Source organism: Haloplanus litoreus (assembly GCF_045690335.1).
GTDB classification, from domain to species: domain Archaea; phylum Halobacteriota; class Halobacteria; order Halobacteriales; family Haloferacaceae; genus Haloplanus; species Haloplanus litoreus.
Map to the genome: position 1 here is coordinate 15,387 of NZ_CP147875.1, position 26,281 is coordinate 41,667.

Consider the following 26,281-nt stretch of genomic DNA (forward strand, 5'->3'; position numbering starts at 1 on the left):
TTTCTCCGGGTTCGAGTGTCCCGAGTTCGACTTCTTGCTCAGGAACCGTGACGACGTTCTCTCCATCTCGGGCCTCAACGCGGCCGGTGGACAGACACAGTAGGGTAGACGAGTCCATCGATGCTCGTTTTGAGCGGGTTCGGATTAATTATGATCGGGTCCTGCCTGAACCGTCGTTCGTTCGTGACTCAGTTACCCCACTGCCCGGCAGTATGTTCCGTTCGTGGGGTAACTACTCTACTTTTCACTCGGCGGCTTTGGCATTGTTGAAACCCTCACCCGGTGATAGGTTTCATCATCCGTGCGAGATACACAGCGCATATATAGCAAATGCAAATAACATACTCCGCAATGGAGTATGATGGTCAGTTGATTTATATAGTGTGCAATTGACTCGTGTATCAGAACGGGATTAGTTCGTGAGTTATCTCTATCTTGCGCATCTGTCGGTATTTGCAGTTTCGGCCCTCCTCTGTTTCGGCAGTATTCCCCGAGCGCGGGCGATCACGCATGACGGGACGCGCGAAGGATTTGTTGCGATTTTGCTCACCTGCGGCCTCTGGGCGGTCGGATACCTGGGGTACTTTCTACTCCCAACACCGGGGTTAAGGTCGCGTCGTACACCTTCGGATTGATCGCCGCTCTCGCGTGTGTCGGGGCATGGTTGTACTTCAGTGCGGCCTATACCGGACGATCACCCCGCCAAGTACCGTATCGCCGCCTCATCGTCGGGGGCTTCCTTGGCATCGTGTTGGTGAAAGTCACGAACCCCATACATCAGCTGTATTTCACGACCGAATGGGTTACTGAGCCATTTCCTCACCTTGGCCTTCACCAGGGAGTCCTTCACTGGGTCATCCTTGCCATTTCGTACGTCGTCATCGGTATCTCCTTCTTCATGTTGTTGGAACGATTCTACCACGCCGGAAGCGCACGCCCGTTGGTCGCACTTGTTGGAATCACCGCCCTTCCGATAGCCTTCAATATTTATGGTGCTCTGGAATCGTCCCTACTCCCTATCTGGTACGAACCCTTCGGAGTAGCGATCTTCGCCGTTGGAACACTGTTTGTGTATTTTGAGCGGTTTGAAGCCATTCAATTCGCCGGTGGGACTGCTACCCCCACGATCTTTCTCGATCAAGATTGGACGATTCGAGAGGTTAACCAGGCGGCTAAAAACATATTTCCCGAACTTGCCGGGGCAACTGGGCGGTCTTTAGACACTATCCTACCGGAGGCCGCGGAAGCGGCGACTGATGGAAATACGGATCCGATACCCATCAGTCACGACGGTTCGCCGCGGTATCATCAAGTTTCAACGTCATCGATTTCTACAGCTGAAGCCGTCACGGGCCACGTGATCACGTTAACTGACGTAAGCGAACGGGAACAGTACCGTCGACGGTTGGAGCGCCAAAATGAGCGCCTGGAGCAGTTTGCCAACATTGTCTCGCATGATCTCCGCAACCCGCTGAGCGTCGCTGAGGGATATCTGGAGTTCGCCCGGGAGACTGGTGAGAAAGAGCATTTCGATAGAGTGGCGACGGCCCATGATCGTATGCTTGAGCTCATCGAGGATTTGCTGGAGTTAGCGAGATCCGGGATGGACATCGGAGAGACTGATACGATAGAACTCGCTGATTTGGTCCACGATTGTTGGGAGTTGATTGCTTCAGAGGAAGCCACGGTAACGGTTGAGGAAGATCCACTTATGAGCGTAGTGGCCGATCAGGATCGACTCAGAGAATTATTTGAAAATCTCTTTCGAAATGCTATCGAGCATGGAGGTTCCGACGTTGCTATCCAAGTCGGCACATTACCGGATGAGAGCGGGTTCTACGTGGAAGATACTGGCCCAGGTATTCCGCAAGCAGACCGCGAAGACGTATTCGAACCAGGATATTCCACGTCGGAAGATGGAACTGGGTTTGGCTTGGCGATTGTCAAGGAGATCGTTGACGCCCACGGTTGGGAGATTCGCGTCACCGATGGGACTGATGGTGGCGCACGATTCGAGATTACTGGCGTGGAAATTGCTGCATAGCGTCTCTGTATCTTGCACGCCCAGTATCAACTTATGAGGGTCTCCACTCGACGGATTTTCTTCGGAAAGAGGGGTCAGGATTCTGAGTCTCGGATGGAGACTCGCTGTGCTACAGGTCGCTACTGTTCGGGGGTCACCTTCCTACCAATCGTCATTGACACATCAGACCGATCCTGTTCGACAGTCTCGACATTCTCCTGCGCCAGCCACCAGTCGGGGGTCCAGTCCGTAATCGGGAACACCCATCGTTCGCTCCCTCGCCAGTAGGCGATCGGGTTCTTTGGGACGGGTGTGCCGGTCGTCTTCGGACCAGTCCGCCGACGTTGTCTGGGTCGTCGTTCGTGGGTCGCCGCAGTCTCGGACGTGGCCGTATCGTCCTCCGAGTCGTCGGCAGCTCGCTCCAGGATTGTGAGCTCACTGTCCCGACGGGTCTCGAAGGTTGCCTCGTCTCCATACCAGCCCTTTATGACATTTTCAGCGCGCACAAGATCTCCGACTGCCAGTTCAGGGAACCGGTGGGATCGGATGAGCGTGCGGCCGCCAACGTCGGTCGGGTCGGGCGTGGGGCGGGTCTCGTCCCATTCGGATTTCTTCCAGATCGCGAATCGAATCGATCCGGTGTCGTCCTGGAGCACGCCGGCCTGCTTGATTCCGGGATGCGTGTTCTCGAAGAGGATCGCTACGCGACCCTGCATCGAGAATCGGCCCTTCGTCTGGCGGGTCGACATGTATCGGACGTTGCCGATCGTCTGGATGTTCCGGGGGTCGTCCGCCTCGGCTTCGGCCTGTCTGAGGAGTGCACTCGCTGGCTCGACACCTCGGGAGACACGCTCTGCAAGCGCGATCGCGAGGGTGAGCGGTTGCTTGCGCACCTCGTGGACTTTCTCGAAGTCCTCACTCAGGAGCCGATTCGCCATCTTACAGACCTCGTCGTGCGTGTCCGAGTCCAGCTCGAGGAGTGGACGCAGACGCTCATCACGGGCCTGTTTGGCAGCCTCGGCGCGAGCCGCGGCGATCTCTGTCGTCGACGGGCGCTGCGCGGCGAGTTCGTCGAACCGGTTGTTCAGCCACTTCGCGTGTCCGACCAGTTCGATCTCGTCGCTGAGTTCGCCCGGGCGGCAGATACCGTCCGTGACGCGCTGCTTCTCGGCTTCCAGTGCGAGCGAACGCTCGATGGATTCCAGTGACGTGCCGGCGAACTGCTCGGGTTCAGCGAGCAGGTCACCGAGACGGATGTACTCACCACCGGGCGTCAGGACCTCCAGATCGGCGGTCTCGATGCCGGTCGTGGTGTCGTCGTCCTCGATGTCCTCCGGTCGGTCATGCCTGCAGGTCGTCGACAGTCGCGGGAGCGGTCGTCTCCGGTGCAGTCGTCCGGGTCGCGGATTCGTCGAGTCCACTGGCGACGCCAACGATCTGTTCGCCGGTCGGATCGACGAAGTTCGAGCTGGCGTTGCCGGGGGTCCAGGTCGCGAGATCGCCGGCCGCATCGGGCTCGAGGAGCGCGTCTGCGGGCTGACCATTCGCGTTGGTCCGAGCTCTCGCGAGCTGGCCTCGCTCGGGAACGACGGGGTCACCGTCGGGAGTGTAGCCGTACAGTCCGTCGACGGGTTCCGCGCGCGTTCCGAAGTCGGTCTTCGACGCCGTCCGTTCCGTGAAGCGCTCTTGATTTGCGTCAGTGTCCGTCGCGACGTCGGTGTCACGGGTGGACCTGTCTGCAGTCGCTTGATCGACGATGGCCCAGAGCAACCCTGCCAGTCTGGTGACCAGCGTGGTCGTCCCGGCCGTGTCGGTCGAGCGGCGGCGCTCCTCTTCCTTCCGGTAGTCCCGAAAGTAGGGTGAGCGGCGGGCGTCGGTCCGCGAGTCTGCGGTCCCATTGGGGTCTTTGTGTGTCGTCGCCTCTACCGTCGCCGGTAGGTTCTTATCCTCGGTGTTGCTACTGTTCATTGCAATTCAACCAATTGCATTCGTGAGGCTCTAGTCAGCCTCACTTCCAACACCGCGTAGCGACGCATAGGTGTACCGCCGCTAGAAACCTCTATTCGCCCGAATTCGAGCTTTTCCCCACATTACTCCCACACCGACTACCGTCAGCAAGCACGGCTCGTTAGCTCTCTCTCACTTACAGAAATATCATGGTCACCAACCTGCTTCGTCGGATTCGACCAACTGGATCGCGTGTTCCACGAGAGGGCTGGACAAATACAGATTCGTATCTTGCTTGAGCGCTCGAAGCACTCGTTTTGCGGTTTCTTCAGAGAGTTCGCTGTGACTGTATGCGTAGAGGATGACACCTACTGACCCGTGAACTTCGATGCCCTCATCCTGTGCAGTCTTCCGAGCGTCCAAGTCGTCGGTCAACAGCACGGCATTTCGATCCGCACACAGCACCAGCGCGGCTGTTTCACCGGGATCGAGGTGTGGATACGTCGCGTCGTCATACTCGACTTGCTCGACGGTGAATTCCAATTCCGAGGTGTCTGTCGAGCCGCGTTCGAGTTCTGTGAGAACCGTCTCTGGGATGCAAATTTCTCCGACCAACTCAAGCAAATGCAATACATCGGCTTGGGCCAGATGAATCAGCGGCCCTGTATCGGTGACAACGAGTCTGCTCAAGCGTGGAGTCCCCACTCCACGTCTTCTTCGATCGCGTCGCGAGCGGAGTCGACTTGGTCGACAACATTTGCGCCGAGTTCGCCGACCGCCTCCTCGCGTGTGAGGTCGCCATCGAGGTATCGACTGATAATCATATCGCGGTAGAGCGTCTCGACGCCCGTCTCGACGGCCTGTTGAATCACCTCGGATTCATCAATACCGAGGTGCTGGGCGAGTTCCCGCACCCGGTCGGAGACGCTATCGGTTGCCATACGCCCGTGTTAGGTCCCAATCGGTATAAATGTCATAGCGAGGCTGCCCGGGTTGTTGACCGCGACGTAAAGAACGTCCACGAGGAACTCATATCAGTCTCAGCCCCGAGTGTACGACGTAACCGCGGTAGTAAGGGCTGCTATCGAATGGAGAAGAAGTAGTTGATCGCCGCAGAGATACTGCCGAGATCACGGAAGAGCTTCGCCAGGGTACCGAGCCCAATCGTCCCGAGGACACCGCCGACCAGCGGGTCGACCGCCATCCCGATCCGGAGCAGCGTCCCGAACTGGAACATCTCGACGAGTAGTAGGCCGCCGGTGAACATGGCGAAGTCGACCGGGACGGCGATTCCGTGCTGGTAGAGGATCCACAGGGTGGCACCCCCACAGACCAGAATCCAGAACAGATACTTGCGGCCTCGCTGGGTGGCGCTCTCGGGGTCGCCCTTCCGCCAGTTCCGGAAGTAGTTCGCCGTCTGTAGGAGGGCTTTGAGCAGTCCGGGCGCCATTCAGATGTGTTTACCAACCTCCGAAGCACGTATAAGCTTTATTCCGACGATAACGGTCCTGTTCAGATTAGTTGATTCCATGCGAAGGCGAACGATCGAAGCCACTCGTTTGCAGTTTCTGCTTCGGCGTTGCTAAAACAATTCGAGAAACTGGTAGTTCTGCGTTTTACTTCACGAAAGACACGTTCGACGCTGTTCCGATTTCCGTGGCGTTCATATCTGAAATCGAGGCCGTGGCGACGGCACGCGTCGTTTAGTGGTGTCGCGCCATCGACGAGAAACACGGCGTCGTCAACGTTGTGTTTCTCGCGCAATTCACGGAAGAACGAGTAAGCAATAACGTTAGTTCTCGTCGGCTCAAGCTTTGTATGGAGTAATTCGTTCGTCTCTGGATCAACCGCAGCGTACAGCCAATACCGCTCGTCATTGAGTCGGATCACCGTTTCATCAACCGCAACGTGATCCGGGCTTCGACCCTCTTCGGGCTGTAGATCTGCCTTGTGAACCCAGTTGTGAACAGTGGAGCGTGCCCGCTCAACACCAAATATCTCAAGAATAGAGACAGTATTCGAGAGTGATAGTCCGGCAAGATGGAGCTGAATACTGAGCTTCATCAACAGCCGAGGTGTTGCCTCTCGTTCCACAAAACCTAACTCGATTCGGTCGAGACACCCGTTGAGGCTAGCGTTTTCGGGCATAGAACACTCAGAAAACGCTACGCCTCACCTTTCAATCCTTATCTGAACACGAGGACGATAACCCGGCATACAAGCCGCACGTAGACCGTCTGTATTAGGACCAGATATTTAAGCAAACTTGACCTACTGTCTGAAAATGACGGTAGTCGGCCGTCTTGGCGCCCTGTTCCTGGTCCTCGGCGGGGCAGCCCTCCTGCTCGTGGACGGCCTCCGTTCTCCACCCGGCCTCTGGTACGCGGCCGCAAGTATCGCAGCCGGAACAACGATGGCCCTGTATCCGATTATTTCGTCGCCGTCTCCGCGGCGTCCGCAGCTTGCTCCGGAACCCGCGTCTCCGAACACGTCCGAGGAGTCCACAACGGGTCCACCGACGCGGCAGACCGATTCACAGTCGGCTGATACAGAGCAGACGGCCGAGTCCACAGGATCGACCAAGCAGGACCCTGAGCCAGCGAGCGACAACGACCTGTATCCACCGCAGCCGCTAACGTCGGAAGAACCGGAACCGCCGACATCGGAGCAACCTGAACTGTTGGCGACCACGGTGAAGAAGCAACAGTCACACCCGGCCGATACCGGGACGACGCATCGAACGACCTCAAACACCGGTTCCTCCCAGACGAGGAAAACGGCGAGAACCTTCACCCACCGGCAAAGACACGTCACCTCCACAGCGTCACCACGCCGGAACCCATCTGCCGAGACCGACAACCCGTATTTCAAGCCGGTCGATTCGAGCCGTGAGATCAAGTTCGTTCAGGTCGACACCAAGTTTAGTTACCTCGACATCGACTGGGGACCGGAACTCATCGGTCTCGACCCGATCCCGGACCTCGTTGAGGTCGATGTCGGGCCGAGTGCTGCGAGCCACGAGTTGGTGCACAGCCCGGTTGAGATTAAGATCTCCTCGTTCCTCAAGGCCCTCCTCACCCCCACTCCGCATAGCTCCGGTACCGCGGCCTCGAACGACAGTACGCGGCCGTCGACGGCACCGGACAACCACGCTCGCCGGCGGACTGACGACACCGCCACCAGACGGAGATCGGCACCCCGCGATACCTGGGAGACTCGGCACCTTGAGCAGGACAGGCGTGTGGACTGCCGCCGTGAGCCGCTGACAGCCGCTGATAGACGGCAGCATCCGGCGGAGACATGGCCACGGTCATCCGGCCCGGAACCGGAGAACCACCGCCCGACAACTGCTGACACAACCGGCTACGGTAGCCGTGAAGAGATTAGCACATTTGACGGCGGACGTTCCAGTACCGGTCGCTCCCTTGGCCCGGAGCCGATCATAGACGAGGAACCGATCGGACCGCAGGATGAGGGTGTAGCCGATGAGTCGGCGTTCGATGTGGGGATAGATTATTCACCGCCGCGATGGGAGCCACCGCAGTTGGATTCCGATCCTTTTGGACTGACCGACGTCACCTCGGAATTCTCCGAGCTTGAAGAATCAGCAGTGGAACCGGTTGAACAGCCAGAATTCGGGTTGGGAATGTCCGGCTGGGGGCCTGGAGTGTTGATCGAGGAACCCGTGATGGATCCGGAAATCGGTGCGGAAATGTTGGGCTTGGACGGGTTCGCGGAGTCGCCAGAAGGCGCGGTCGATCTGCCTGGCCTCAACGTCAAAAACGGATCGAACCCGTTGTTCCCCGAAGCGGAGAGCGTCTTTCCAGAAGAAGACGCGGAGGACGACTGGCTGACGTTCTGACGTCGCTTGCATGGGTTAGCCGGGGCAGGTCAATAGGCTGTGCAGCCATCGTCACCGATGGATCTTATAGCTCGGTTTTATCGACCCAAAGGGGGCGAGGAACGGCAATATGCACATGCTCATACGCGTACTCGTCCCTGCAGCCGACGGGATCGAGGCGGTCGGCACCGCACGATTCGCGCTCGACCGATTGATCGGGATCGGTGAGGGCGCGAGTACTGCGTTCGACTACTACAAGACGCTCGACGAATCGACCGCACGGTATCGCGACCACCCTCGCTACGGTGGGCTCGATCCCGCGCATCGGCTGTCGTCCGCGACTGGGAAACAACTCCTCGACGACGCTATCGAGGCACAAGCAACGTGGTTCGTCGAAACCGTCGCGACGCTTCGTGAGAAGCTCGACACGCTCGAACCGGTCGAGGTAATGGACGATGTCGACCTCGTCCGGTACGACTGCTACCGGTTCGGACAGTTCGCAGGCCCATCAGTCTGGATCTACGATGAGCACGGCGCTGGGCTCCGTTCCCGGAGTGCAGTCGACCGCTACGTCGAGGACCGGGACTCCGATTCGCTCTGGGTGGTGCCCGCTGATGTCCACTACTGACCGGCCAGTGGCGAGCCTCGGCTCTGCCAGCCGTCCTCACCCGTTCGAAGTGGACGTGGGCCTCGACACTCGCCAGGACCTGTGGAGGGTGTCGTGAGCTTCTACGCGACGGTCGCCGGCTATATTCAGTACCGAACCCTTGCGTTTCTGGAGGCCGCCGTTGGCCGACTCCAGACTGGTGGCTGGCTCGATGACTGCCAGCACTGGCGGGTCGACGGACGCGTCATCGAGCACGGTCGGGTCGAGATGATCGATACCGACCAGCTGGTGCTCGTGATTCCACCTGGATTGTATCGAAACCTCGCTCGGATTACGACGCGGCTGTTCGTCGGTGCGACCGACGGCGTCGTGGTGATCAGTTCAACGGACGGCTGTTTCGACGGCTGGATCGAGCGACCGCTTCCCGCAGCAGCCGAGCCGACGCCATCGACGGATGCCATCACGAGCATCGACGCGGTCGATCTCGAGGCCTTCGCCCGCGAGTCTGGCCTCGACGTGAAGCGATTCGAGCGGACGCCTCCCGACGAATACGCTGCCTGGCAGGATCAGGTCTGTCTGGCCTTCCACGACACGTTCGATCCACCGTTCCCGCCGGATCTCGCTGACCAGAACCTCGACTGACCGACTGCAGATCGATCCTCGGCCCTCACCGGGCCGCTTTCCAAAATGCACCTCGATTTACCCAGCTACGCCGCCGTCCCGACCGACCAGTGTGCCGTTTCCGACCAGCGTGTCGATGTCGTCGACGAATCGACGCCGAACGAGCGTGACTGCTGTCCAGAGTGCGATGATGTGCAGCTCGTCAGCGACGACACCGAGATGTACTGTCCCGACTGCGGTCTAATCGTGGAGGAGGCAGGCCTCGACCACGGTCCGGAGTGGACGCCCTACGATGAAGCGGAGCGGCGACGGGTTGGCAGCCCGGTAACGCCGATGCGTCACGACTGGGGCGTCTCTGCCGAGATCGGCATGTTCCGAGACGGACACGGTCGCGAGCTTTCGGCTGCGACTCGGGCCCGCCTACGTCGACTCCGCCGCTGGAATCGACGAGCACGCTTCGAGAGTAAAGCTGACCAGAATCTCGCACACGGACTCGGTGAGATTCGTCGGATCGGCGGGGCGCTCGACCTCGCAGAGGGTATCCGGGCGGAGGCGAGTCAGCTGTTTCGCGAGGCACAGTCCGAGGATCTGATTCGGGGTCGGTCCCTCGAATCGATGGCGAGTGCGGCGGTGTACGCAGCGTGCCGCCGCCGTCGACTGCCGCGCTTCCTCGACGAAGTCGCTGAGGCGGCTCGGGTCGACCGCGGCAAGGTTCGGCTGGCGTATGGGGTGCTCAATCGCGAGCTGTCGCTACGGATTCCACCGGCTATGCCTGCGGACTTTCTTCCGCGACTTGTCAGTTCGGTCGAGGCGTCGGAGCAGGTTCGAGAGCGATCGGCGCAACTGTGCGATTCGGACGAGATCATCGACCTCGCGAACGGGCGCAAACCCGCCGGTGTCGCTGCTGGCTGTCTCTACTTCGCCGGTCGTGAACTGGAGGGATTCGGCGCCGTAACGCAAGAGCAACTTGCCACGGCCGCTCGTATCTCAGAGGTCAGTCTCCAGCACGTCTGGCAGGACCTCCAGGATCGAGAGTTACCAGCCTGGTCCGCTGGATCCGCCGATTCTCCCACCGAGATCGAACGGGGATTTCCATGACTACCGACGAGATCACCGGTCGAGAGGAACGCATCGAGGTCATGCTTGACCCGTCCACAGCCGGATGGCGTCCGGGCAAGCCCTGTCCAGAGTGTGGTCACTCGGTCGTTCACGCTATCGTCAGGGCGGGCGTCAGGTTCCGTTCGGATGGGTCGTGGGAGTTCGACGAAACACTCGGTGTGTACGATGCGTTCTGTCCCGGGTGCGACTGGCTGCCTCCAGTCCGCTCCTGATAAAAGTGGACGAATGCGGGCAGACCAGATCGCTGTTCCAGTTGTGAACCCGGAGTCAGAGTCTCTCTTCGAGTTCATCGCGAAGAATGGTTCGGTGACAGCGTTTCTTTTCGGTGTTCTCGTAACACACGAGGACGAGATTCTCACTCGCCCGTAACCGCTCTCGGAGATTCTCGAGTGCTGCGTGCGCGTCGGGGGTTGTATTCAGGTGCTCCCTGTATCGAGGTTCGAAGTCGACGTCCTCCCACGCCGCGTTGTGCGCGTCGGCATCGTCGAGGCCCTCGGCTTCCAAATCCTCACTCCGCTGTTTGAACTCATCGAGAAGGGATTGCGGTGGTCCAAGCGCCCGCTGGTTCTCATCGACCGCCGGAGAGAACCAGCGGGTCGGTGAGCGGACCACGCCCACCAGTGTAGCCCCCTCGGGGATATCGACCAAGTCGTGCTGGAGTGCCGCGAGGTAGGTGTCTCGCAGCGTGCCCTGGCTCATATTTCCCTCTACTTCGCTATCGGTCTTGAAATCAGGCGAGTCGAACTCGATCGTGCTCTCGCAAATCCCGCGAATTTAGCTCTCAGAACAGGGTGAGGGGAGTGGAGCCGAATCGGGCCGATCTCGATTTGACTCTTAGCTCTCACTCTTAGTCGCTGGTCTTACCAGTAGCCATGAGTACTGAAACCACCACTGAGGGTGCTGATCCCGACGAGATCGACGACTCGGCCGTCGAGTCGGCACCCGAAAGTCAGCAAGACGAACCCACGACTGACCAAGCGCCGGACGACGAGGGAGCCCCCACTCCGTCCGAACACGAAGAGACGGACGAGCCGACGTCCACAGGTCCGCCGGAGACGTTTCGGGCGGCGATCCAGTCGGAGCCACTGAAGAACATTCTGCGGGCACTCAGGGCGACTGTCGACGAGGCTCGCGTGAAGATCGACGAATCGGGCATCCGCGTCCGAGCGGTCGATCCCGCGAACGTCGCGATGGACGACCTCGATCTCTCGGCGAGCGCCTTCGAGTCCTACGAGGCGACTCCCGGCGTCATTGGAGTCGACCTCGACCGGCTCTGGGATGCGGTCTCGCTCGCAAACAAAGGTGACCTCGTCCAACTTCACCTCGACACGGAAAGCCGGAAGCTGGTCGTGGCTGTCACTGGCCTCGAGTTCCAGATGGCCTGTCTGGACCCGGCGACGATTCGGTCGGAACCGACGCTTCCCGAACTGGAGTTACCTGCCAGCGTCACCATCGACCGCGATACGCTCCGCCAGGGGGTAAAAGCGGCCGATCTGATCGCTGACCATGTCGGCTTCCGGATGGACCCTGACGAGGAAATGTTCCGGATCGATGCCGAGGGCGACACGGATAGCGTCGACTTCGGGATCGGCGCCGACGACTGGGAGGCGGTCACCCTCGCGGAGGCGTCCTCGCTGTTCAGCCTGGACTACATGAAAAAGATAGTCCGGACGACACCCGCGGGAACCGCTGTGAGGATCGATTTCGGGACCGAATTTCCGGCGATGCTCTCATGCGATCTCGGCGACGGGGACGTATCAATGACCCGGATGCTCGCGCCACGCATCGAGACGTGACCACGGTTCTCGGCATCCATCGCGCATGAAGACAAGCTATTCACGGTCGACGAATCGCGCTCGGCGGTACCGGGGCGAGCGAACCCTCGGGGGCTGTCTCGTCTACGCCGGCGACGATCTCCTCGATAAGCACCTCACAGTCCATCCAGTGTCGCCCGGCGGCTTCGACTGGGGCCCGGACGCAACTCCCGAACGTGCTTGCCAGCTCGCCATCGCGCTGCTCGCGCCAACACTCGGACTCGAAGTCGCCGTCGACGACTACCATCTCTTCGCCGAGAACTTCGTCCGCCGGGAACTCACGGGCGATGAATGGTCGGTTCGTCTCCAGGACCTCCGCGAGTCGGGCTATCGAGAGCAGTATCTGCATCGGGAGTATCCGGAGAATACCGCTCCAGAGCCTGCGGACGTCGACATCGAGACCATCGACCTGGACACGATCACCTACGCCGAGGAACTCGCGCTGGTCCGCCGGTATGACGAGGTGCTCTGGAAGAAGGGAAACGTCCGCGGCAATCTGGCCAGACTCCAGGCGATTCGACGTGGTGAGCGCGACCCGGCGGCCGAGCCGTTCTCCAAGCAGTGGCTCTCGACACATGGACGGCTCACCTCGTCGGCGGCCAAACGTGCGCTTGGAGAGGAGTTCGAGACGATGGGCGAGTTCGCCGCCTGGGCCTGTTACGCGACTTCGCTCACGACGGTCGACCATGTCGGCGACTCGACCGCGACGACGATTCGGGGCCTCCGGCCGACGCTCGTTCGATGGTTCGGGGGCGAGGAGTACATTCCTCAATTCGACGACGACCAAGAGACGCTCGTGACTGACGACATTGACGAGGATGACGGGAACGAGGAAGCAGCCGAGGATGATCCTTCGATCACCGCCTCTGGATAGCTGCGACTTGTTTGCCCTTGGTGATTTAGGTTCCTGAATCGGGTGAGGGGCGGACTAGTTCAGTTCTCCGTTCATCGAGAGCCGCGGTTCGCCTTCGATTATCATGTCTACGCCAACACAACCAGACACAGCCACCGCTGACGACGCGCCACGCTCGATGGCGGCGACCGTTCCGGTCGCAGACCTGCTCGCCCGTGAGACGACCCTCTCCTTTGCTGGCCTCACTCCTGCCGACCAGGGCGACTACCCCGATGCGGTTTCATCGGAAGCTCGGTGTCTCGATCCCGATCCCCGGCCGCTGAAGGATGTCATCGCGATGCTTCCGCAGGCGAGTTCCGGAGAGCTCTGGGCGACCAACGAGTTCGTCGGCGTGGACGGAACCGTCGATACCGAGGCGATCCGCGATATCCACGGGTTAGATGTCGACGCGCTCGAGGACGCTGCGGGGTGTTCACTCGGCGATCTTGCGACGAGGGCGTCGTCGGACCCGCTAGTTCGAATCCGTGATCACCAGGACATCGTCGACGAGCGGCGGAAGGCGCTGTGTGCCCTCGGCTACGACGTCAAATTCCGCTGGCAGATTGCCTCGGACCGGTATTCGATTATCAACCCACAGGAGGCGTATCTCCCCATTATCGGAGCGCTCCAGCAGAGCGGTGAGACTGAGGCGTTCGGCTGGGCGAGCTACCGGGATTGGGGTGGTCTCCTCAAGATGTTCGTCGTCTGTCCGGGCCTCGAACACATCGTCTCCGGGAGTGAGGACACGGAGTTCGATGACGATACCGACGGCATGACGAGCGTTGCCGACTCGGATGAGGCGGATTTGGTCGTGTACGGCGGGTTCGAGACCGGCTACGACTTCCGGGGGACGCAGACGCTGTGGGCGAAGCCCATCCTCTACTTTCCCGAGACTGGTACCGTCGTTCCCGATACGGGGAAGCGCTACACGCGCCGGCACTACGGGCGGGCGACCGACGCCACTCACGAGCGGGCGAACGACCGGGTGCCGATCAACGAGTGGTGGAAGGCAATCTACGACGATATCGCCGACCGACTCGTCGACGTCGACCGCGCGATCCGTCGCACCCGGGCCGTCGCCTACGACTTCGAGGTCCTTCCGTTCGATGTGGCCGCCTGCTATGAGTACTGGGGCCTGGCCGCGACGTACGCCGAGGCCGCTGCCGACCGGGCGACGACCCTCGCCTCGCCGGCGTCCCGACCGACGGTGTATAATCTTCAGCTGTCGCTACTGATCGCACTCCTCGATTCGTACGAAGGGTCGCTGGCGTCGGATACGTATCAGGAGTACCTCGAGGTGGCTGGTGAACTCCTCCGTAAACCGGCCATGATGATCCAGCTCGCACTGAAAGAACACGACCGGCAGGTCGAGGAGCCGGACGAGCGTGTCCTCGCTGATGATCAACAGACCCTCAGCGACGCGCTGGAGGACATCGTCGACGTTCCTGGCATCGAGGTCGACACTGAGGTCGATCTCTCAGACGGCGGCGCACAACGGCTCCACGACCGTGTCCAACGGAAGCTGGGCGACCTCGATTAATTCTCAAAGGAACCGTCCGGCGACAGTGTTTTATAGAATCCGCGGAAAATGAAATACATGGCCAACGCCGCTTCCCGGGGTTCACATCCACTCGATGCGATGCTCGCCATCTCTGATGTCGTGACGAACCAGCGGTATGCGAAGATCTATGCCCGGGTGCTCACGCTCGATACGCCGACGGTCGAGGAACTCTCTGAAGGGCTCGATAGTTCGACGACGACCGTCTACGAGGACGTGAAACACCTCGTCGAGAGCGGCATCCTTGAGCGCGTGACGGACACCCAGCCGCATCGATACCGGGCCCGCCGGATCGACCTCCATGTCGGGACAGACGAGGACTCCTATCAGATTACGCCGGCGCTGTTCGTCGTGCTCGCCCGACGCGAGACGAACGAGAACATTCAGCTGTTTCTCGACCGACACGGTGTCAGCGGCCTTGCGACCGCCCTCGAGTACGCCCGTGACTACATCCAGGGCCGAATGAATGCCCGGATCATGGCACGCGAGCAGGACCTTCCCGTGCTCGAAGCCGAGACGATCCTGCAGGAGATGCGCGACGTGCTCCTGGATGTTGACCCCGATCTCGAAGAGAGCCCCGACGTTGACGAGCTGGACGCGGCGGTCGACGAACGTAGCGGGGAGTGAGTCGACGTGTCGGACTCGCTCTTTCCGGACGTGGAGGCACACGTCATCGATACGAATCTGTTCGTCGCCTTCGAGCGACACGACACTGTCGGCCTGCTCGAACGAGCCGTCCGAGCCCACGATGTCGTTCTCCTCCTGCCATCACGGGTATACGAGGAACTGACGCCAGTGAACTATCCGTATGGAACGCCGCCGGTCGATGACGCGGGCGAGGCTGGGTGGGTTGAGGTCCTCGAGGACGTCGACTACACGAACCCCGTGGTCTCGGCGACGATGGATATGGTTCGTCGATACATTGCTGCCGCTGACGACCGCTCCGAACACGACATCGAACAGGCCGATGCCGAAGTTGGTGGTGCGACGGCGATGCTTCTCGAACGTGGTGACGCTGACTCGGTCGCCGTCTACACGCATGATCTACCCGCCTTTCGCGGAATCGAGCGGGCGTTGACCGAGCATGGCTACGAGGACCGCGTCCAGTTGGTCAGAGCGTTCGATTTCGTCGAGGTGGTCGAAAATCGGTATCAGTTCCAAGGGTAATCGCTCCGTTCGAATTGTTGGAGACGTATAACCAAACGACCATTGCATCCAGCGCCGGCTCGACGATCTCCACGACGCATCCTGACCGCCGAATTTACCAACCCACAATCGGGTGGCGGGATTTCCGCGTGGATTCCGTCCCCTACCCATGTCCTCATCCGAGTCAGATTCAGCTGTCGACCGGCCCGAACCGCTCGTCGTCCTCTCACACCTCGTCCATCGTCTACTCAAGCGCGAGGGAGGGAGTGTCCCGCTCGAACGCGTGACCCTCCGGGTCAGCGACTACGTCGATATCGGCGATCAGGAGGCCGCAGACCTCATCGATGCTGGTGCTGCCGAGGGGGTTTTCACTCTCGACCGGGGGACCGGTGGAAGTACGACCATCGTCGGGGTCTCGCCCCAGGGGGAGGAGCCGGCCGTGATCACGGAGGCCTTCGGCGGCCCTGCTGGCGATACTGAGACTGCCGATTTTCAATCCCTTGAGGTCGTCACCGAGAGCATTGCGGCCGCACTCCGTGACGCCGGCTACGCGACGTTCACCGATCTCGCGGACGCCGACATCGGTGATCTCGCCGGAGTAACCGGGACGCTAACCGAGAGTCGTGCGGAGGCGATCATCCAGGCAGCACCCCGACATGTCCCCGTTGGCGTGTGGCTCGCCCGGAGTGCCGACGTCCGATACGGTCGACGGGTCGACGAGACGACGGGCCGAGGGGCGGCCCGGGTGCTCGACATCACCGCCGCCACCGAACCCGTCGGCGAACCCCGCTATCGATCCGAGGGGCTCGAGCCAGACGCTGTTGAGGCCCAGTATGTCTCCGATATCGGCCGGAACGAACAGGATCCGGTGCCAACCGGGTTGCACGTCCTCGACGATCCTGACCATCCCGATGTCCCGAAGGCTGCGACCCATCCCGAGGCGGGTGACGATGCCCTGCCGGTCGATGCGTCGGGGGAAGTGGTTCCGCCGGCGATTCCGACGGAGCCGCGTCTCCAGCTTCCACTGGACGAACTGCTCGCGAAGAAACTGGCCCGTGGGCTGGTTCCGATCCGCCTGGTTGGCCCACGCGGCTCCGGGAAGAACTACCTCGTCAAGTACCTGTGTCACCGGACGAACCGTGGCTACGTCTCGGTGGACTGTGACGAGGCGACCCACACGGAGGACCTCTTCGGGCCACTCACGCCCACCGAGGACGGGCTGATCGTACCCAGGAACGGACCTGCAAAGCAAGCACTACTGAATGGGTCGGTGCTGGTACTCAACGAATTCCCCGTGATGCGGGCCGGCGCCGCGATGTCGCTCCATCGCCTGCTCAACGAGGGCAAACTCCTCGTGAAAGCACATGGCGAACTGGTCGAACCCCATCCGTCGGCGCGAATCGTGATTACGATGAATCCGCCGACCCGTGAGTACCGGGATTCCGAGCCGATGAACTCGGCCACTCGTGGTCGGTTCCGGGCGCTCGAACAGCCCTACATCCAGGACGTCGACGAGGAAGTCGCGACGCTGGATGCACAGGTGAACGCCAGTCACGAGGTCGTGGACCGGGGGACGCTCCGGAAGATCGTCCAGTTCGCCCACCAGACCCGGCAGAACGAGAACTGGCCGACGATCTCGACGCGAAATCTGACGATTCTCTGTGAGCACATCGAGGACGGGGCCTCCCCGAAGGCAGCGGTCAAGAACGAGGTGTGGGCAGTCGCCGAGCCGAATCAGTATCCCGAGGACACCTACGAGACACTAAATGACTATGTATAAAGGAACACACAACCAACGACGGGATATCCCCGAACTCTTGGGTTCTGTAGTTTCGGTACACGCGGTTGATTTCGCAGCTATCGGACGCTCCGGCGGAAGTTGTAGACGGTCGCTTTGAGCAACATTTCACGGGACTCAAGACACCGAACATCACTTCGGCATCGAACGTTTCGTCCTGCAGTCCGACATCTCCCGACTCGTGCTACGGTACTATACCTTCGCTTGGTCAGGGAGCTCGTCGGGTTCGTCTAATTCAGTGAATTCGATTTCAGGTTCTTCGGGAAGGTTTCCGGGCTCTTTGTCAAGTTTATCTCGGAGATGCTGGAAGACGTAGCCGAGACCGACTGCCCAAAGGACGAAGATAATAACTGGTTCGATCCACCAAAATGAGGTTTCGATTCCCGGAAAATCAACCACATGGGCAAGGTACGCGATAGAGGGAATGACAACTGCAAGGAAGATTGCAATTACGCCAGCTTCGAGGGTTTCCCTGATCCGCGACGGATCAAGGGTATCGTACCGGTTATTGAGTTTCTCTCGCTCCCGTTGGAGAGACCGAATTTCGGTCTTCGTCCGTAGCCATTCCTGTTGATTCCGATTGTATTCCTCGCGCTCGTGGATATACCAGTCTGTGTCTTCGTGGTCTTCCTCGGTACGCTGTTCGTCAATCCATGTGAGGTAGATATCTTCGATGACGTCCTCCAGCTCCCGCGTTTATCATCAAGTTCTCGAAGACGTGCGTCAATAGCCTGTATTCTGTATGTAATCCGATTTCGCTCGGCTTTGTGAGTCGAAATATTACTTGCGAGAAGGGCAGTAAGTATACCGATGAAGACACTGGCTGACGCCGCAAGAGAGGCGTAAAGCCCAGTAACCATCAATCAAAACCACCGGATACTTCACGTATAAGTTCTGGGATAGGTAACTACCGACAGACTTCAGAGCAGATCTTCCGTCTCTTTGCGGATATGCTCGGTATATTCATCCTTCTGGAACTCCAGCCACCCGTTTGCTGCTTTCTGCTCCAGACTCAGGTTTGTGGAAATATCTACAGCGACAGTCTCCGGGAGCACGTTGTGTTTGAAGGTCTCTGTGGTAATCTCCTCTCGACGATAGGGTTGCTCGATGGAGATATACTCCTCCAAGTTCTCGGTTGAGGCCAATGAGCGTATTAAATTGGCCGCTTCTCCTTCCGAGACGTTGACTTTGTCCCGGGTGCCTTCTCGAAGTTTGTGGGCCAGCTTAACGTCATAGAAGTCACCCGTGTTGCTGGCATCAATAAGATTCATCGTCCGCTTGAATACGCGAATTACGTCGTCAGGGATAGCAGTTGAGAAACACCGCTGAACCCCGACGTTCACTGTGAGATTGACATTATTCACGCGAAGTTCCTCGTAAATCTCTGAGAGAGTCTTGGGATCTTTGATGAGGGCCTCTATCCAGTATTGATCGACACCGCCTTCCTGGATGGGATCGTCCGAAGCCTCCAGCGTGATGAGCCGGCTAAACACATCGGACCCAACGTCTCCTTCGAGCGTCACACGGTACTGGTCGTCGTTTGGGAGATCAGTTGGGTCCAGAACCCAGTAGCCATCCTGCTGCTGCCAGAGAGCATCAACTGTATTGAAATCTGAGCTGATAGTCTCTTGAATCCGATATCCCTCTTTGATTGGGATTTTCACGTCGCCGTACCGACGTGCTCGGTCATTGGGGACCGTAATTTTCAGCCGCATTTCGCTGGTGCCGGTTCGGTAGTCATAGGTTACGGACTTCATGTCCGGCTCGTAATCGGAGAAGTAGCCCTTGAGCCGGTCAATCGCATCCATGACAGCTCCGGCTCCTGCATTCGCACCGATATTCGGCTCAGTCATAGGTTAGCGATCTCCTCCTTCAGTTGCTGGAGTTCTTGGGGATTGATCTGATGTTGCTCCCACTCTGTGTTAATTTCCATCTCGACCATGCCTCCATCGTCCCGTTCGTCTTCAATCTCGATCGGTACTTCTATGGATTCGTACTCATTACCTTGGTTATCGCTGAGATGGTACTGAACGACGAAACCCCGCATCCGACTCTCGATTTGAACCGTAGTCTGTGGTTTCCGTAGCTGCACGTTCTCGGTTGGATGACGATCGACGACGTCGATGATCGAGTTCAGTAGCAGGAACTCGAAGTGCTGGTATATCTTGGACATGTCGCGCTCCTCATCGCCTGCTTCGAGAAACGCGAGGAGTTCTTCAACGTCCTCATCGTCGAGTATATCAGACATAGAATCTTCACGAAGTGACTCTCGGAACTCGTCGACGAACTTCTCCATCTCCTGTTGAGGAATCCCAACGTTAGTCTCCTCTTTCCATTCTTCCGGGACTGGCTGGAGCTCAGTATCCTTGCCGTAGAGACCGTTCTTTTTCATGGCCTCAGCGATATCGTGATAAATGCTTTCGCCCTTCGAGATCAGTTCACCCTCGGTGTAGGCCTCGGTATCGACCTGAGCCATCCCGAATCCGATGTAGTGCATCGTGATATCAATGTTTTCGAGCTCCTCTTCATCTTCCACCCCATTGAGGACAATCTTCTTCGGGTGTTCCCCTATCTCAATTTGAGGCCGAATCGTGAACGTGTATTCTTCCCAATCCACCGTACTATCGTCCGGGAGATGGAAGATGACGTGGACTGCCTGAGCGACTATCGCCTCCTCAAATATCTCTGGTACTGTGAACTTAGCGCTGAAATAGCCCGGTGTCGTGAACGCTTCAGCCGGGATTGTGAGTACGCGGATATCTGATCCATCCTCGTGCTCCTCAACACTCTCATAGGTTTCCAACCCCTCGGTGATGTTATACCCCTCCACTAAGTCTATGGGTTCAGCGAATCGGATTTCGACTTCATCTATGTCGCCCGCCCAGAGAAGATGCATTGGGCGCTCCTCATTCGCTAAGCCCCAGGGTGCGACGAAAGAGTCCTCTATCTCGAATTTGACTTCTTCCTGGGATTTGATCATCTGACTAGTTCTCACGTTTAGGGTGTTTTTACTGTTTTCCCGTTCAGTCATCCCGAAGGTGGGAGTCTTCAACCCGCACCAATTGGAGGGATGGAAAAGGGGCGAACGGTATCTTGTCTTCAACCAGCTGTTCGATGTCGATGGGAACCTCGCGCTCGTCCCAGTTTGGGAGGTAGTCCTCGAGTACATCGAGCGGGACTACTACGACCACGAAGTCGTCGTCCGGGTACTTCGGTATCTTGTCAGCCAATGTATCCCCATCCCCGAACTCCCACTCGTCGGCTTCGAGTCCGGGGACGTTCACCACGACTAACGCGATCGGCTCGTCGGCCTCATCGTCGTGAACGATATCGCCATAGATGAACTCCGGTTCCTCTTCGTCGCCGTCATCGTCTTCGCGTTGTAGAGCCAAGTCGAGGGACCGTTGCAGAGGCTCCTCGGCTCCTGGTGGTTGCCATGGCTCTTCGTCGTACCGTTCTGTCGGGGCTCCGCCGCCTTTCTTGGTCATAAATAGTTGGTCAGCTCTGATTGCCAGTTATTGAGCGCGTCTACTCGCTTCTCCACGACCTCGGGGAGGTTGTCTCGCTGCGGGGTACCAGTTGCGTCCTCGGTCTCCTCGCGAATGTTGTAACTCCCGGAACAGGCCACGACGGACTTTGGAAGCATCCGGAGCCACTTGGGTGAGACACACCCGTTAACGAAGATCCCTTTCGGCTCTAGGATCTCGTCGAGTCTCTTGACGTGCTTGGCGAACTCGTACTCGGAGTCGTACTGCGTTGCGTCGAATCCAACCCAGCGACTGATCTCGTCGACGAGGATTCGGCACCGTTCGAAGTGCCAATCCTCCCATCCCATGATGGACGGGTAGAGCGGCATGTTGATGCTTCGCTCCTCCATCAGCTCGTGGGCGGTCAGTTGCCGTTGGACGCTCTCATCGATCTCCTTCACGACCTCGCGTCGGTTCATGGACCCGTACGTGAGCCGGTCGCCTGCGAACGCGCCTTGGGCGACGCCGTCCAGTTCCTCGAATCGGTCGACCACGTCGACTGTATCGCGCCCGATGATGTGCCGGTCGTGCTCGTACGTCATCAGGAAGAGGTCCTGTTCCGGGCTCAGGAACTCCTTCCGTGGGTTGTTGACGAACCAGGAGGATCGGTGGACCTTGCACGCGACGAACGGGACAGGATTCGGATTATGCTCGTACAATCGCTGATGGACGTGATGGCTTGGGTGGATCTTTGCGCCAAACTTGCGGGGGAACGGGACGTCCTGCATGTCGTGGCTCCAGGTGCGGTTGTGTCTCGGTGGCACCTATCTGGCCACTACACACTACACAGGGATAAATATGTTGGATAAATATTCTACAAAGCGCCTAAGTTAGCATTCTCTATCAATTGATTTGCGACAAAAACCATAAATAGTCCCACGTAGCGATTGTATAACGAAGGTCTTTAGCATGAACCACTGGCAGAGGGAGCCATGACCGAACGAGTCCATTTCATCCCGGTCGGGTTCGACTTCGATCGGCTCATTTACCCGATTTCGAAGGGCCAGATGGAGGCAGACCGGGTTGTACTCATCACGCACGAGGGCGATCCAGACGATGACGCGACGGATCGCGCTGCGGAGTTGGCATCGAATATGACCAACCGGTTGGAAGACTCCTTCGAGCTGATCGACGTCGAAGTTGAACACGAACCCATCGATATTGAGGAGTTGTACGAGTACGAAACGCTGTATCCCATGGCGCACGAGTACATTCTCGACGAGCTCGAAGCCGGGAACGAGGTCTTCGTCAACATCTCGTCGATGCCTCGGACGACTGCATTCGCGTTCGCCACGGCAGCCGATTCGATTATTGCCGAGTACCAGTCCGAGGTCAAGGGTATCCGGGATATGCTCCACACATACTACGTCGCCCCTGACAAGTACCTCGTCCTCGAAATGATCGATGCCCTGGAAGACGCGAAGGACCTCTTCGAGAAGATGAGCGAAGACCTCCGAGTCCATCCTCAGTACACGAATATCCGAGATTTGCTGAACAAGATCGACGAGAACGGCGTGACCAAAGGTGCGAGAGACCTCGACGGGCAGATGTACGTCGAGTTCCCGTCGTCTCCTAGGAGTGACGTCGAGGACTTCGAAGAGACCATTCTGAACTTCCTCGCCGAGAAGGATCCAATCAAGTCGACATCGGCACTCGCCGAGCAGCTGGCGGAGGAAGTGGGAGAGGAGTACGACGAGTCGTTTCGGAGCCGAGTCCAGTACAACGTCTCGAAACTCGACGAGAAAGGATATGTGGACCGCGAGAAAGAGGGGAACCGCCTCGAAACGCAGCTCTCGACGATGGGTCGGATGTGGGTGGAAACTCACCGGGGATGAACTGGTTCGTCGCATGATGGGCACTCCGCGTAAACCGCTCGGTGACCATCCTTCTCGTACTCGATAAGGAGCATACCTGCGGGTATCTCGGTTTCGCAGGCCGAGCAAACACCGAGAGTCAAGCGTTCTGTGGACATCGGGGGAACGGAGGCCTGGAGCGTGTGACACGGGATTCCAGGCTCCAAGTGTAGTTATGGAGTATACGTTCAAAAACCCGAGCCAACCAAGGTGAAAGTGAAACCCGAAACAAGACCTATACCCGGATGATCTGATTATTCGATAATATTCGACGACCTCCGGCAGACCATCAACAAGATCCGAGGTGACTTCTCCGGTAACAAGGACACCTCTATCGCGGTGGGTCGGGAGGCCGTCCAAGATAACCTCGAATGGATCTACGGTGGCGTGTACCTGCTACTGCTCTTTGGCGTCCTGAAGTTCAAGGACGCCGTTCTCCTTGCCGTCTACGGCAGTGCACCATTCGTTCTCGACTCGGGTCTCTTCTTGCAATCCCTCCCGTTGCTCAGTCGCGTGCTACCGCGTGTGACGGTGCTGATAGAACTCGGAATGGAGTTCGGGGCGGTGAGCGTCGGCATCTCCCTCGGTGTCGTCTACGCAGTCTACAGGCTCATCGGCGCGGTGAAGATGGGCGTGCCGTACTACTCGGCTTTGAAGCGGGATGATTAGTCCCGTTCCATCATCTCCTTCATTTCAGCAAGGAAAACCCGATCTGAGCGTAAAGACCGTCCGATGACTCGTCATAGTTCCAGTCAAAGGCCCCGTTTCAATTCCTAATCTCCAGGGAAGTTTATCTCCCCGAAGTGATCGAGGGTAGCTACGATCCCTCGTGCATTCGTATGTCCGATACTCATCCGGCCGATACAATACATAAAGTCGAGCGGTTCACCCCCGATATCGCCCCCCGCGTGCGCACCTCGGATAGCCGGGCTGATCGTCTCGGGTCGTTCATTCGTGGGCACTTACCTCCCGGTGTTGATGTCGAGGTTGTCCTCACACCGGGTGTCGAAACCGCGGCGGTTCTCCCCGTGGATATCGATGCGCTCGTGAGCAGCGACACGACCAATCTCGAGCGACAGCAGGCCGCACAGTTACTCGAGAACGTTGACGCCGAGTTCCTCGTCCTCGTGACGACCGAACCGGCGCCGCTAGACAGGGTCCCGGTGAATGACCAACTGACGGCCGACCACGCCCACCAGTTCGGGCTCGCCTTCCACGAACTGCTCCATATCCTCAAGACGGCTATCGGTCCCATCGCAGAACTCCTCGAAACCGAGATCGATCCCGACCATCGTCAGCAGGTCCACGATCTCGTCAATATTATCGAGGATGGAGCCATCGAACAAGAGGCGATTGACGGGGCGAACTTCAGTGACAACGCCGAGATTCGCCTCGAACTCACCCGCCGGATCCATTCGCAAGTTCCCGATGACATTCCCGACGGAGAGCAGGTTCGATTCTCCTTCTGGGACGCAGTGACGAGCGCGCTCTACGAATGGGCGATCTATCCGACGGGCATCACGGGGGTACTCCTTGATGAGAACGACGAGCGGATCGTCTTCGCGTCGGAGGCGAATGCCACGGGCTTCGATGCTGTTCAGGAGGCGCTCCAGCGGTTAGCGCGGGATGCCCTCGTGATCCGGAGCGCCGAGCGCGACGACATCACCCACAGCCACGACAAGACTGCATCTGTACGGCGAGCTCGGCTCGTTGTGGAGACCTGGCAGTCGGCGATCCTCCCGCTCCTCGAGGACCGTTCCGAAGTATCCGCCGAGTCGCCAACGGAGGGCGATGATCAAGAGACTGCTGCGGACTCTGTCTCATCGCCGGATATGGACGACTCGGAAACAGCTAGTTCTGAGACCGAAACTGACCCATCGAGCGACGAAGGGACTGACGGAGAGGGCGACGAGCATCCGCTGCTCGAACGGAGCGCAACGGACGATCCGTTCCAGGACGTCCTCGACCAGCCTACAATCACGCCGAATCGGCTCGATGGAGACCTCGACGAGACACCTGGCCTTGACGATCCGAACGCCCACACTGCTGATACCCCCGGCTCAGACTCTGATGGTTCATCCCAATCGGTGGGCAGCGATGAAGGCCAGCCCTCGCCTACCTCGAAGCCTCTCGACTCCAGAGCGCGGGCACTCGCTCGCTCCATCGACCGCCCGGACACAGAACCCGAGTCCTCGTACGGTGAACGTGCCTCCAGTGGCGAAGTGGTGGATGACGGCTCTGATACCGCACAACAGTCGACCATCGGGGACTTCGACGCCAGCGGCGCTCCTCGTAACGACTGCTCATCTGGAGAGACGATTGACTCCATGGAGGACCGCGACTCCGACCACGAGCAAGCCGAAGGCAAGTCTCCAACCACGAGTACCTCCGCTGACGACGGATCGGAATCCGCAGCCGATCCCGAGCCGGCACACGCCGAGGTACTCGATCGTGATCCCGCTGACGAGACGGACACCTACGAGGAAGCACTCACCGCAGACCGGACTGCGGCACACGGCGAGGCAGATCGGGAGGGCATCGACACCGACGCGCTGGAGCGTGAGCTGGAGGACCTCGGTCACCGGCTCGATCGGGGTAGTTCAGACGACGACCAGGCGTCCGGCGGGAGTTCTGCGGGACCGGGCCAGCTCGACGAACTAGAGCTTGTTCCCATCGCTGATGACCATGCACCACCGGAGATGTGGGCCGACATCGAAGACGGCGCTGCCCGAGTTGCTGGCACGCTCGAGAAACAGCTCCGGCTCGACCGTCAGCGTGGTGTCCGGCGAGGACTGACCGCCGGTGGATATGACATCACTGCGGGCCACCGGCTTCTGATCGGCGATCCCCGGGTTTGCAAAGTCGACACGCCGGGCCGCGAGAAACGCTACGCGCTGGTGTTAGTCCTCGACCGCTCGGGCTCGATGAGAAACGGCGAGCCCCCGAAGATCGAGGTCGCGACGAAGGCGCTGGCACGATTCGCCGTCGCCGCAGAGGGGCTCGGGATCGAGGTGGCGATCGTCGATTTCGTCGACGGTCACGCTCGGCTCGTGAAGCCCTTTTCTGTCGAAACCCGCCACGTCCAAGCGGCACTACTCGACACGGACTGTGGTGGGGAACACCGCTGGCGGACGCTCTCGAACTTGCACGCCAACTCGTTGAGGATCACCGCGACGAGCCCCTCATCGTTGCCGTGACCGACGGCGAGCCGAGTAGCGTCGACGACGTCATCGATCAGATTCGAGCCGCCCATGCCCCCGTCTGTTCGCTCACCATCGCTACCGATACCGAGCCGGGACGTCTCTCGACCGACGCTTCGGAACTCGCCGACTATTATGAGCGGGAGACCACGGTGTACGACGGAGAGCGACTCGACGACCGGATCGATCAGTTCGCCAGTCTCCTCATCGGCTTCTGAGAATATAGGCGGTGTTCGCCCTGCTTTATCCACCCGAATAGGGTGCGAGCGATTCTGACCCGCCCCGTGATTCCTATGCCTCGAAGACACATTCACGCCTCCTCGTCGACGCTACCG

General features: G+C 59.1%; 29 protein-coding genes and 1 pseudogene. 16 read left to right on the plus strand and 14 right to left on the minus strand.

Features of this window, described 5'->3' with window-relative positions:
- Positions 1 to 631: 631 nt before the first annotated feature.
- A complete protein-coding gene (locus V8686_RS16700; RefSeq protein WP_340696301.1) occupies positions 632 to 2,044 on the plus strand; it encodes a sensor histidine kinase in 1,413 nt (470 codons plus the stop codon).
- Between the two features lie 119 nt (positions 2,045 to 2,163).
- On the opposite strand, the gene V8686_RS16705 is transcribed toward V8686_RS16700, so the two are convergent.
- The 6 genes from V8686_RS16705 to V8686_RS16730 form a co-directional block, all read right to left on the minus strand.
- Entirely contained in the window at positions 2,164 to 3,444 is a 1,281-nt protein-coding gene (locus V8686_RS16705; protein WP_379706840.1) for a single stranded DNA-binding domain-containing protein, read from the minus strand.
- Positions 3,365 to 3,991 (minus strand): hypothetical protein, encoded by a 627-nt coding sequence (locus V8686_RS16710; RefSeq protein WP_340696303.1) that lies wholly within the window; start codon positions 3,989 to 3,991, stop codon positions 3,365 to 3,367. The genes V8686_RS16705 and V8686_RS16710 overlap by 80 nt, the downstream gene beginning before the upstream one ends.
- A 192-nt stretch (positions 3,992 to 4,183) precedes the next feature.
- Positions 4,184 to 4,660 (minus strand): nucleic acid-binding protein, encoded by a 477-nt coding sequence (locus tag V8686_RS16715; protein WP_340696256.1) that lies wholly within the window; start codon positions 4,658 to 4,660, stop codon positions 4,184 to 4,186.
- Positions 4,657 to 4,911 (minus strand): hypothetical protein, encoded by a 255-nt coding sequence (locus tag V8686_RS16720; protein WP_340696257.1) that lies wholly within the window; start codon positions 4,909 to 4,911, stop codon positions 4,657 to 4,659. Before V8686_RS16720 ends, V8686_RS16715 begins: the two co-directional genes overlap by 4 nt.
- A 140-nt stretch (positions 4,912 to 5,051) precedes the next feature.
- Positions 5,052 to 5,420 carry a hypothetical protein gene (locus tag V8686_RS16725; RefSeq protein WP_340696258.1) on the minus strand — a complete coding sequence of 123 codons (369 nt, stop codon included), beginning with the start codon at positions 5,418 to 5,420 and terminating at the stop codon, positions 5,052 to 5,054.
- Positions 5,421 to 5,482: 62 nt separating this feature from the next.
- Positions 5,483 to 6,118, minus strand: coding sequence for an IS6 family transposase (locus V8686_RS16730; RefSeq protein ID WP_340696259.1), 636 nt, complete (start codon positions 6,116 to 6,118; stop codon positions 5,483 to 5,485).
- A gap of 136 nt (positions 6,119 to 6,254) precedes the next feature.
- On the opposite strand from V8686_RS16730, the gene V8686_RS16735 reads away from it, so the two are divergent.
- From V8686_RS16735 to V8686_RS16755, 5 genes are all read left to right on the plus strand, one after another.
- Positions 6,255 to 7,832 carry a hypothetical protein gene (locus V8686_RS16735; RefSeq protein ID WP_340696260.1) on the plus strand — a complete coding sequence of 526 codons (1,578 nt, stop codon included), beginning with the start codon at positions 6,255 to 6,257 and terminating at the stop codon, positions 7,830 to 7,832.
- Between the two features lie 109 nt (positions 7,833 to 7,941).
- Positions 7,942 to 8,439, plus strand: a complete 498-nt coding sequence (locus tag V8686_RS16740) for a hypothetical protein (RefSeq protein ID WP_340696261.1) — start codon at positions 7,942 to 7,944, stop codon at positions 8,437 to 8,439.
- A gap of 93 nt (positions 8,440 to 8,532) precedes the next feature.
- Positions 8,533 to 9,060 (plus strand): hypothetical protein, encoded by a 528-nt coding sequence (locus V8686_RS16745; RefSeq protein WP_379706843.1) that lies wholly within the window; start codon positions 8,533 to 8,535, stop codon positions 9,058 to 9,060.
- 45 nt (positions 9,061 to 9,105) lie between these two features.
- On the plus strand, positions 9,106 to 10,137 hold the full coding sequence (locus V8686_RS16750) for a transcription initiation factor IIB (RefSeq protein WP_340696263.1): 1,032 nt from the start codon (positions 9,106 to 9,108) through the stop codon (positions 10,135 to 10,137).
- A complete protein-coding gene (locus V8686_RS16755) occupies positions 10,134 to 10,370 on the plus strand; it encodes a hypothetical protein (RefSeq protein ID WP_340696264.1) in 237 nt (78 codons plus the stop codon). The genes V8686_RS16750 and V8686_RS16755 overlap by 4 nt, the downstream gene beginning before the upstream one ends.
- A gap of 55 nt (positions 10,371 to 10,425) precedes the next feature.
- On the opposite strand, the gene V8686_RS16760 is transcribed toward V8686_RS16755, so the two are convergent.
- Positions 10,426 to 10,857, minus strand: a complete 432-nt coding sequence (locus tag V8686_RS16760; RefSeq protein ID WP_340696265.1) for a DUF488 family protein, N3 subclade — start codon at positions 10,855 to 10,857, stop codon at positions 10,426 to 10,428.
- Between the two features lie 173 nt (positions 10,858 to 11,030).
- On the opposite strand from V8686_RS16760, the gene V8686_RS16765 reads away from it, so the two are divergent.
- From V8686_RS16765 to V8686_RS16790, 6 genes are all read left to right on the plus strand, one after another.
- Positions 11,031 to 11,954 carry a DNA polymerase sliding clamp gene (locus tag V8686_RS16765; RefSeq protein ID WP_340696304.1) on the plus strand — a complete coding sequence of 308 codons (924 nt, stop codon included), beginning with the start codon at positions 11,031 to 11,033 and terminating at the stop codon, positions 11,952 to 11,954.
- Positions 11,955 to 11,979: 25 nt separating this feature from the next.
- The gene (locus V8686_RS16770) at positions 11,980 to 12,846 is read left to right on the plus strand and encodes a DUF6166 domain-containing protein (protein ID WP_340696267.1); all 867 of its coding nucleotides are present in this window, start codon (positions 11,980 to 11,982) and stop codon (positions 12,844 to 12,846) included.
- Between the two features lie 157 nt (positions 12,847 to 13,003).
- Entirely contained in the window at positions 13,004 to 14,404 is a 1,401-nt protein-coding gene (locus V8686_RS16775) for a hypothetical protein (protein ID WP_379706846.1), read from the plus strand.
- Positions 14,405 to 14,461: 57 nt separating this feature from the next.
- On the plus strand, positions 14,462 to 15,049 hold the full coding sequence (locus V8686_RS16780; RefSeq protein WP_379706849.1) for a DUF7437 domain-containing protein: 588 nt from the start codon (positions 14,462 to 14,464) through the stop codon (positions 15,047 to 15,049).
- Between the two features lie 6 nt (positions 15,050 to 15,055).
- Positions 15,056 to 15,589, plus strand: a complete 534-nt coding sequence (locus V8686_RS16785; RefSeq protein ID WP_340696270.1) for a hypothetical protein — start codon at positions 15,056 to 15,058, stop codon at positions 15,587 to 15,589.
- A 148-nt stretch (positions 15,590 to 15,737) separates the two neighbouring features.
- A complete protein-coding gene (locus tag V8686_RS16790) occupies positions 15,738 to 17,348 on the plus strand; it encodes an AAA family ATPase (RefSeq protein ID WP_340696305.1) in 1,611 nt (536 codons plus the stop codon).
- A gap of 77 nt (positions 17,349 to 17,425) precedes the next feature.
- On the opposite strand, the pseudogene V8686_RS16795 reads toward V8686_RS16790, so the two are convergent.
- The 6 genes and pseudogenes from V8686_RS16795 to V8686_RS16820 all read right to left on the minus strand — a co-directional run.
- Positions 17,426 to 17,533, minus strand: a pseudogene (locus tag V8686_RS16795) (IS5/IS1182 family transposase); the annotation flags it as partial.
- A 25-nt stretch (positions 17,534 to 17,558) separates the two neighbouring features.
- Positions 17,559 to 17,765: a hypothetical protein gene (locus tag V8686_RS16800; protein WP_340696306.1), complete on the minus strand. Its 207-nt coding sequence runs from the start codon at positions 17,763 to 17,765 to the stop codon at positions 17,559 to 17,561.
- A 521-nt stretch (positions 17,766 to 18,286) separates the two neighbouring features.
- Positions 18,287 to 19,219, minus strand: coding sequence for a hypothetical protein (locus tag V8686_RS16805; RefSeq protein WP_340696273.1), 933 nt, complete (start codon positions 19,217 to 19,219; stop codon positions 18,287 to 18,289).
- Positions 19,216 to 20,346 (minus strand): hypothetical protein, encoded by a 1,131-nt coding sequence (locus V8686_RS16810; RefSeq protein WP_379706854.1) that lies wholly within the window; start codon positions 20,344 to 20,346, stop codon positions 19,216 to 19,218. Before V8686_RS16810 ends, V8686_RS16805 begins: the two co-directional genes overlap by 4 nt.
- 43 nt (positions 20,347 to 20,389) lie before the next feature.
- Entirely contained in the window at positions 20,390 to 20,854 is a 465-nt protein-coding gene (locus V8686_RS16815; protein WP_340696275.1) for a hypothetical protein, read from the minus strand.
- Entirely contained in the window at positions 20,851 to 21,621 is a 771-nt protein-coding gene (locus V8686_RS16820) for a hypothetical protein (RefSeq protein WP_340696276.1), read from the minus strand. The genes V8686_RS16815 and V8686_RS16820 overlap by 4 nt, the downstream gene beginning before the upstream one ends.
- A gap of 204 nt (positions 21,622 to 21,825) precedes the next feature.
- On the opposite strand from V8686_RS16820, the gene V8686_RS16825 reads away from it, so the two are divergent.
- Positions 21,826 to 22,728 carry an HFX_2341 family transcriptional regulator domain-containing protein gene (locus tag V8686_RS16825; RefSeq protein WP_340696307.1) on the plus strand — a complete coding sequence of 301 codons (903 nt, stop codon included), beginning with the start codon at positions 21,826 to 21,828 and terminating at the stop codon, positions 22,726 to 22,728.
- On the opposite strand, the gene V8686_RS18480 is transcribed toward V8686_RS16825, so the two are convergent.
- Entirely contained in the window at positions 22,716 to 22,865 is a 150-nt protein-coding gene (locus V8686_RS18480; protein WP_458329472.1) for a DUF7837 family putative zinc-binding protein, read from the minus strand. The two genes, V8686_RS16825 and V8686_RS18480, sit on opposite strands and share 13 nt — an antisense overlap.
- A gap of 220 nt (positions 22,866 to 23,085) precedes the next feature.
- Here V8686_RS18480 and V8686_RS16830 point away from each other — a divergent pair, with 220 nt between their 5' ends.
- From V8686_RS16830 to V8686_RS16840, 3 genes are all read left to right on the plus strand, one after another.
- A complete protein-coding gene (locus tag V8686_RS16830) occupies positions 23,086 to 23,415 on the plus strand; it encodes a hypothetical protein (protein ID WP_340696279.1) in 330 nt (109 codons plus the stop codon).
- 377 nt (positions 23,416 to 23,792) lie between these two features.
- Positions 23,793 to 25,943 (plus strand): VWA domain-containing protein, encoded by a 2,151-nt coding sequence (locus V8686_RS16835; RefSeq protein WP_379706859.1) that lies wholly within the window; start codon positions 23,793 to 23,795, stop codon positions 25,941 to 25,943.
- Complete coding sequence (locus V8686_RS16840) at positions 25,940 to 26,164, plus strand: hypothetical protein (protein ID WP_340696309.1); 225 nt, start codon at positions 25,940 to 25,942, stop codon at positions 26,162 to 26,164. The genes V8686_RS16835 and V8686_RS16840 overlap by 4 nt, the downstream gene beginning before the upstream one ends.
- Positions 26,165 to 26,281 lie beyond the last annotated feature (117 nt).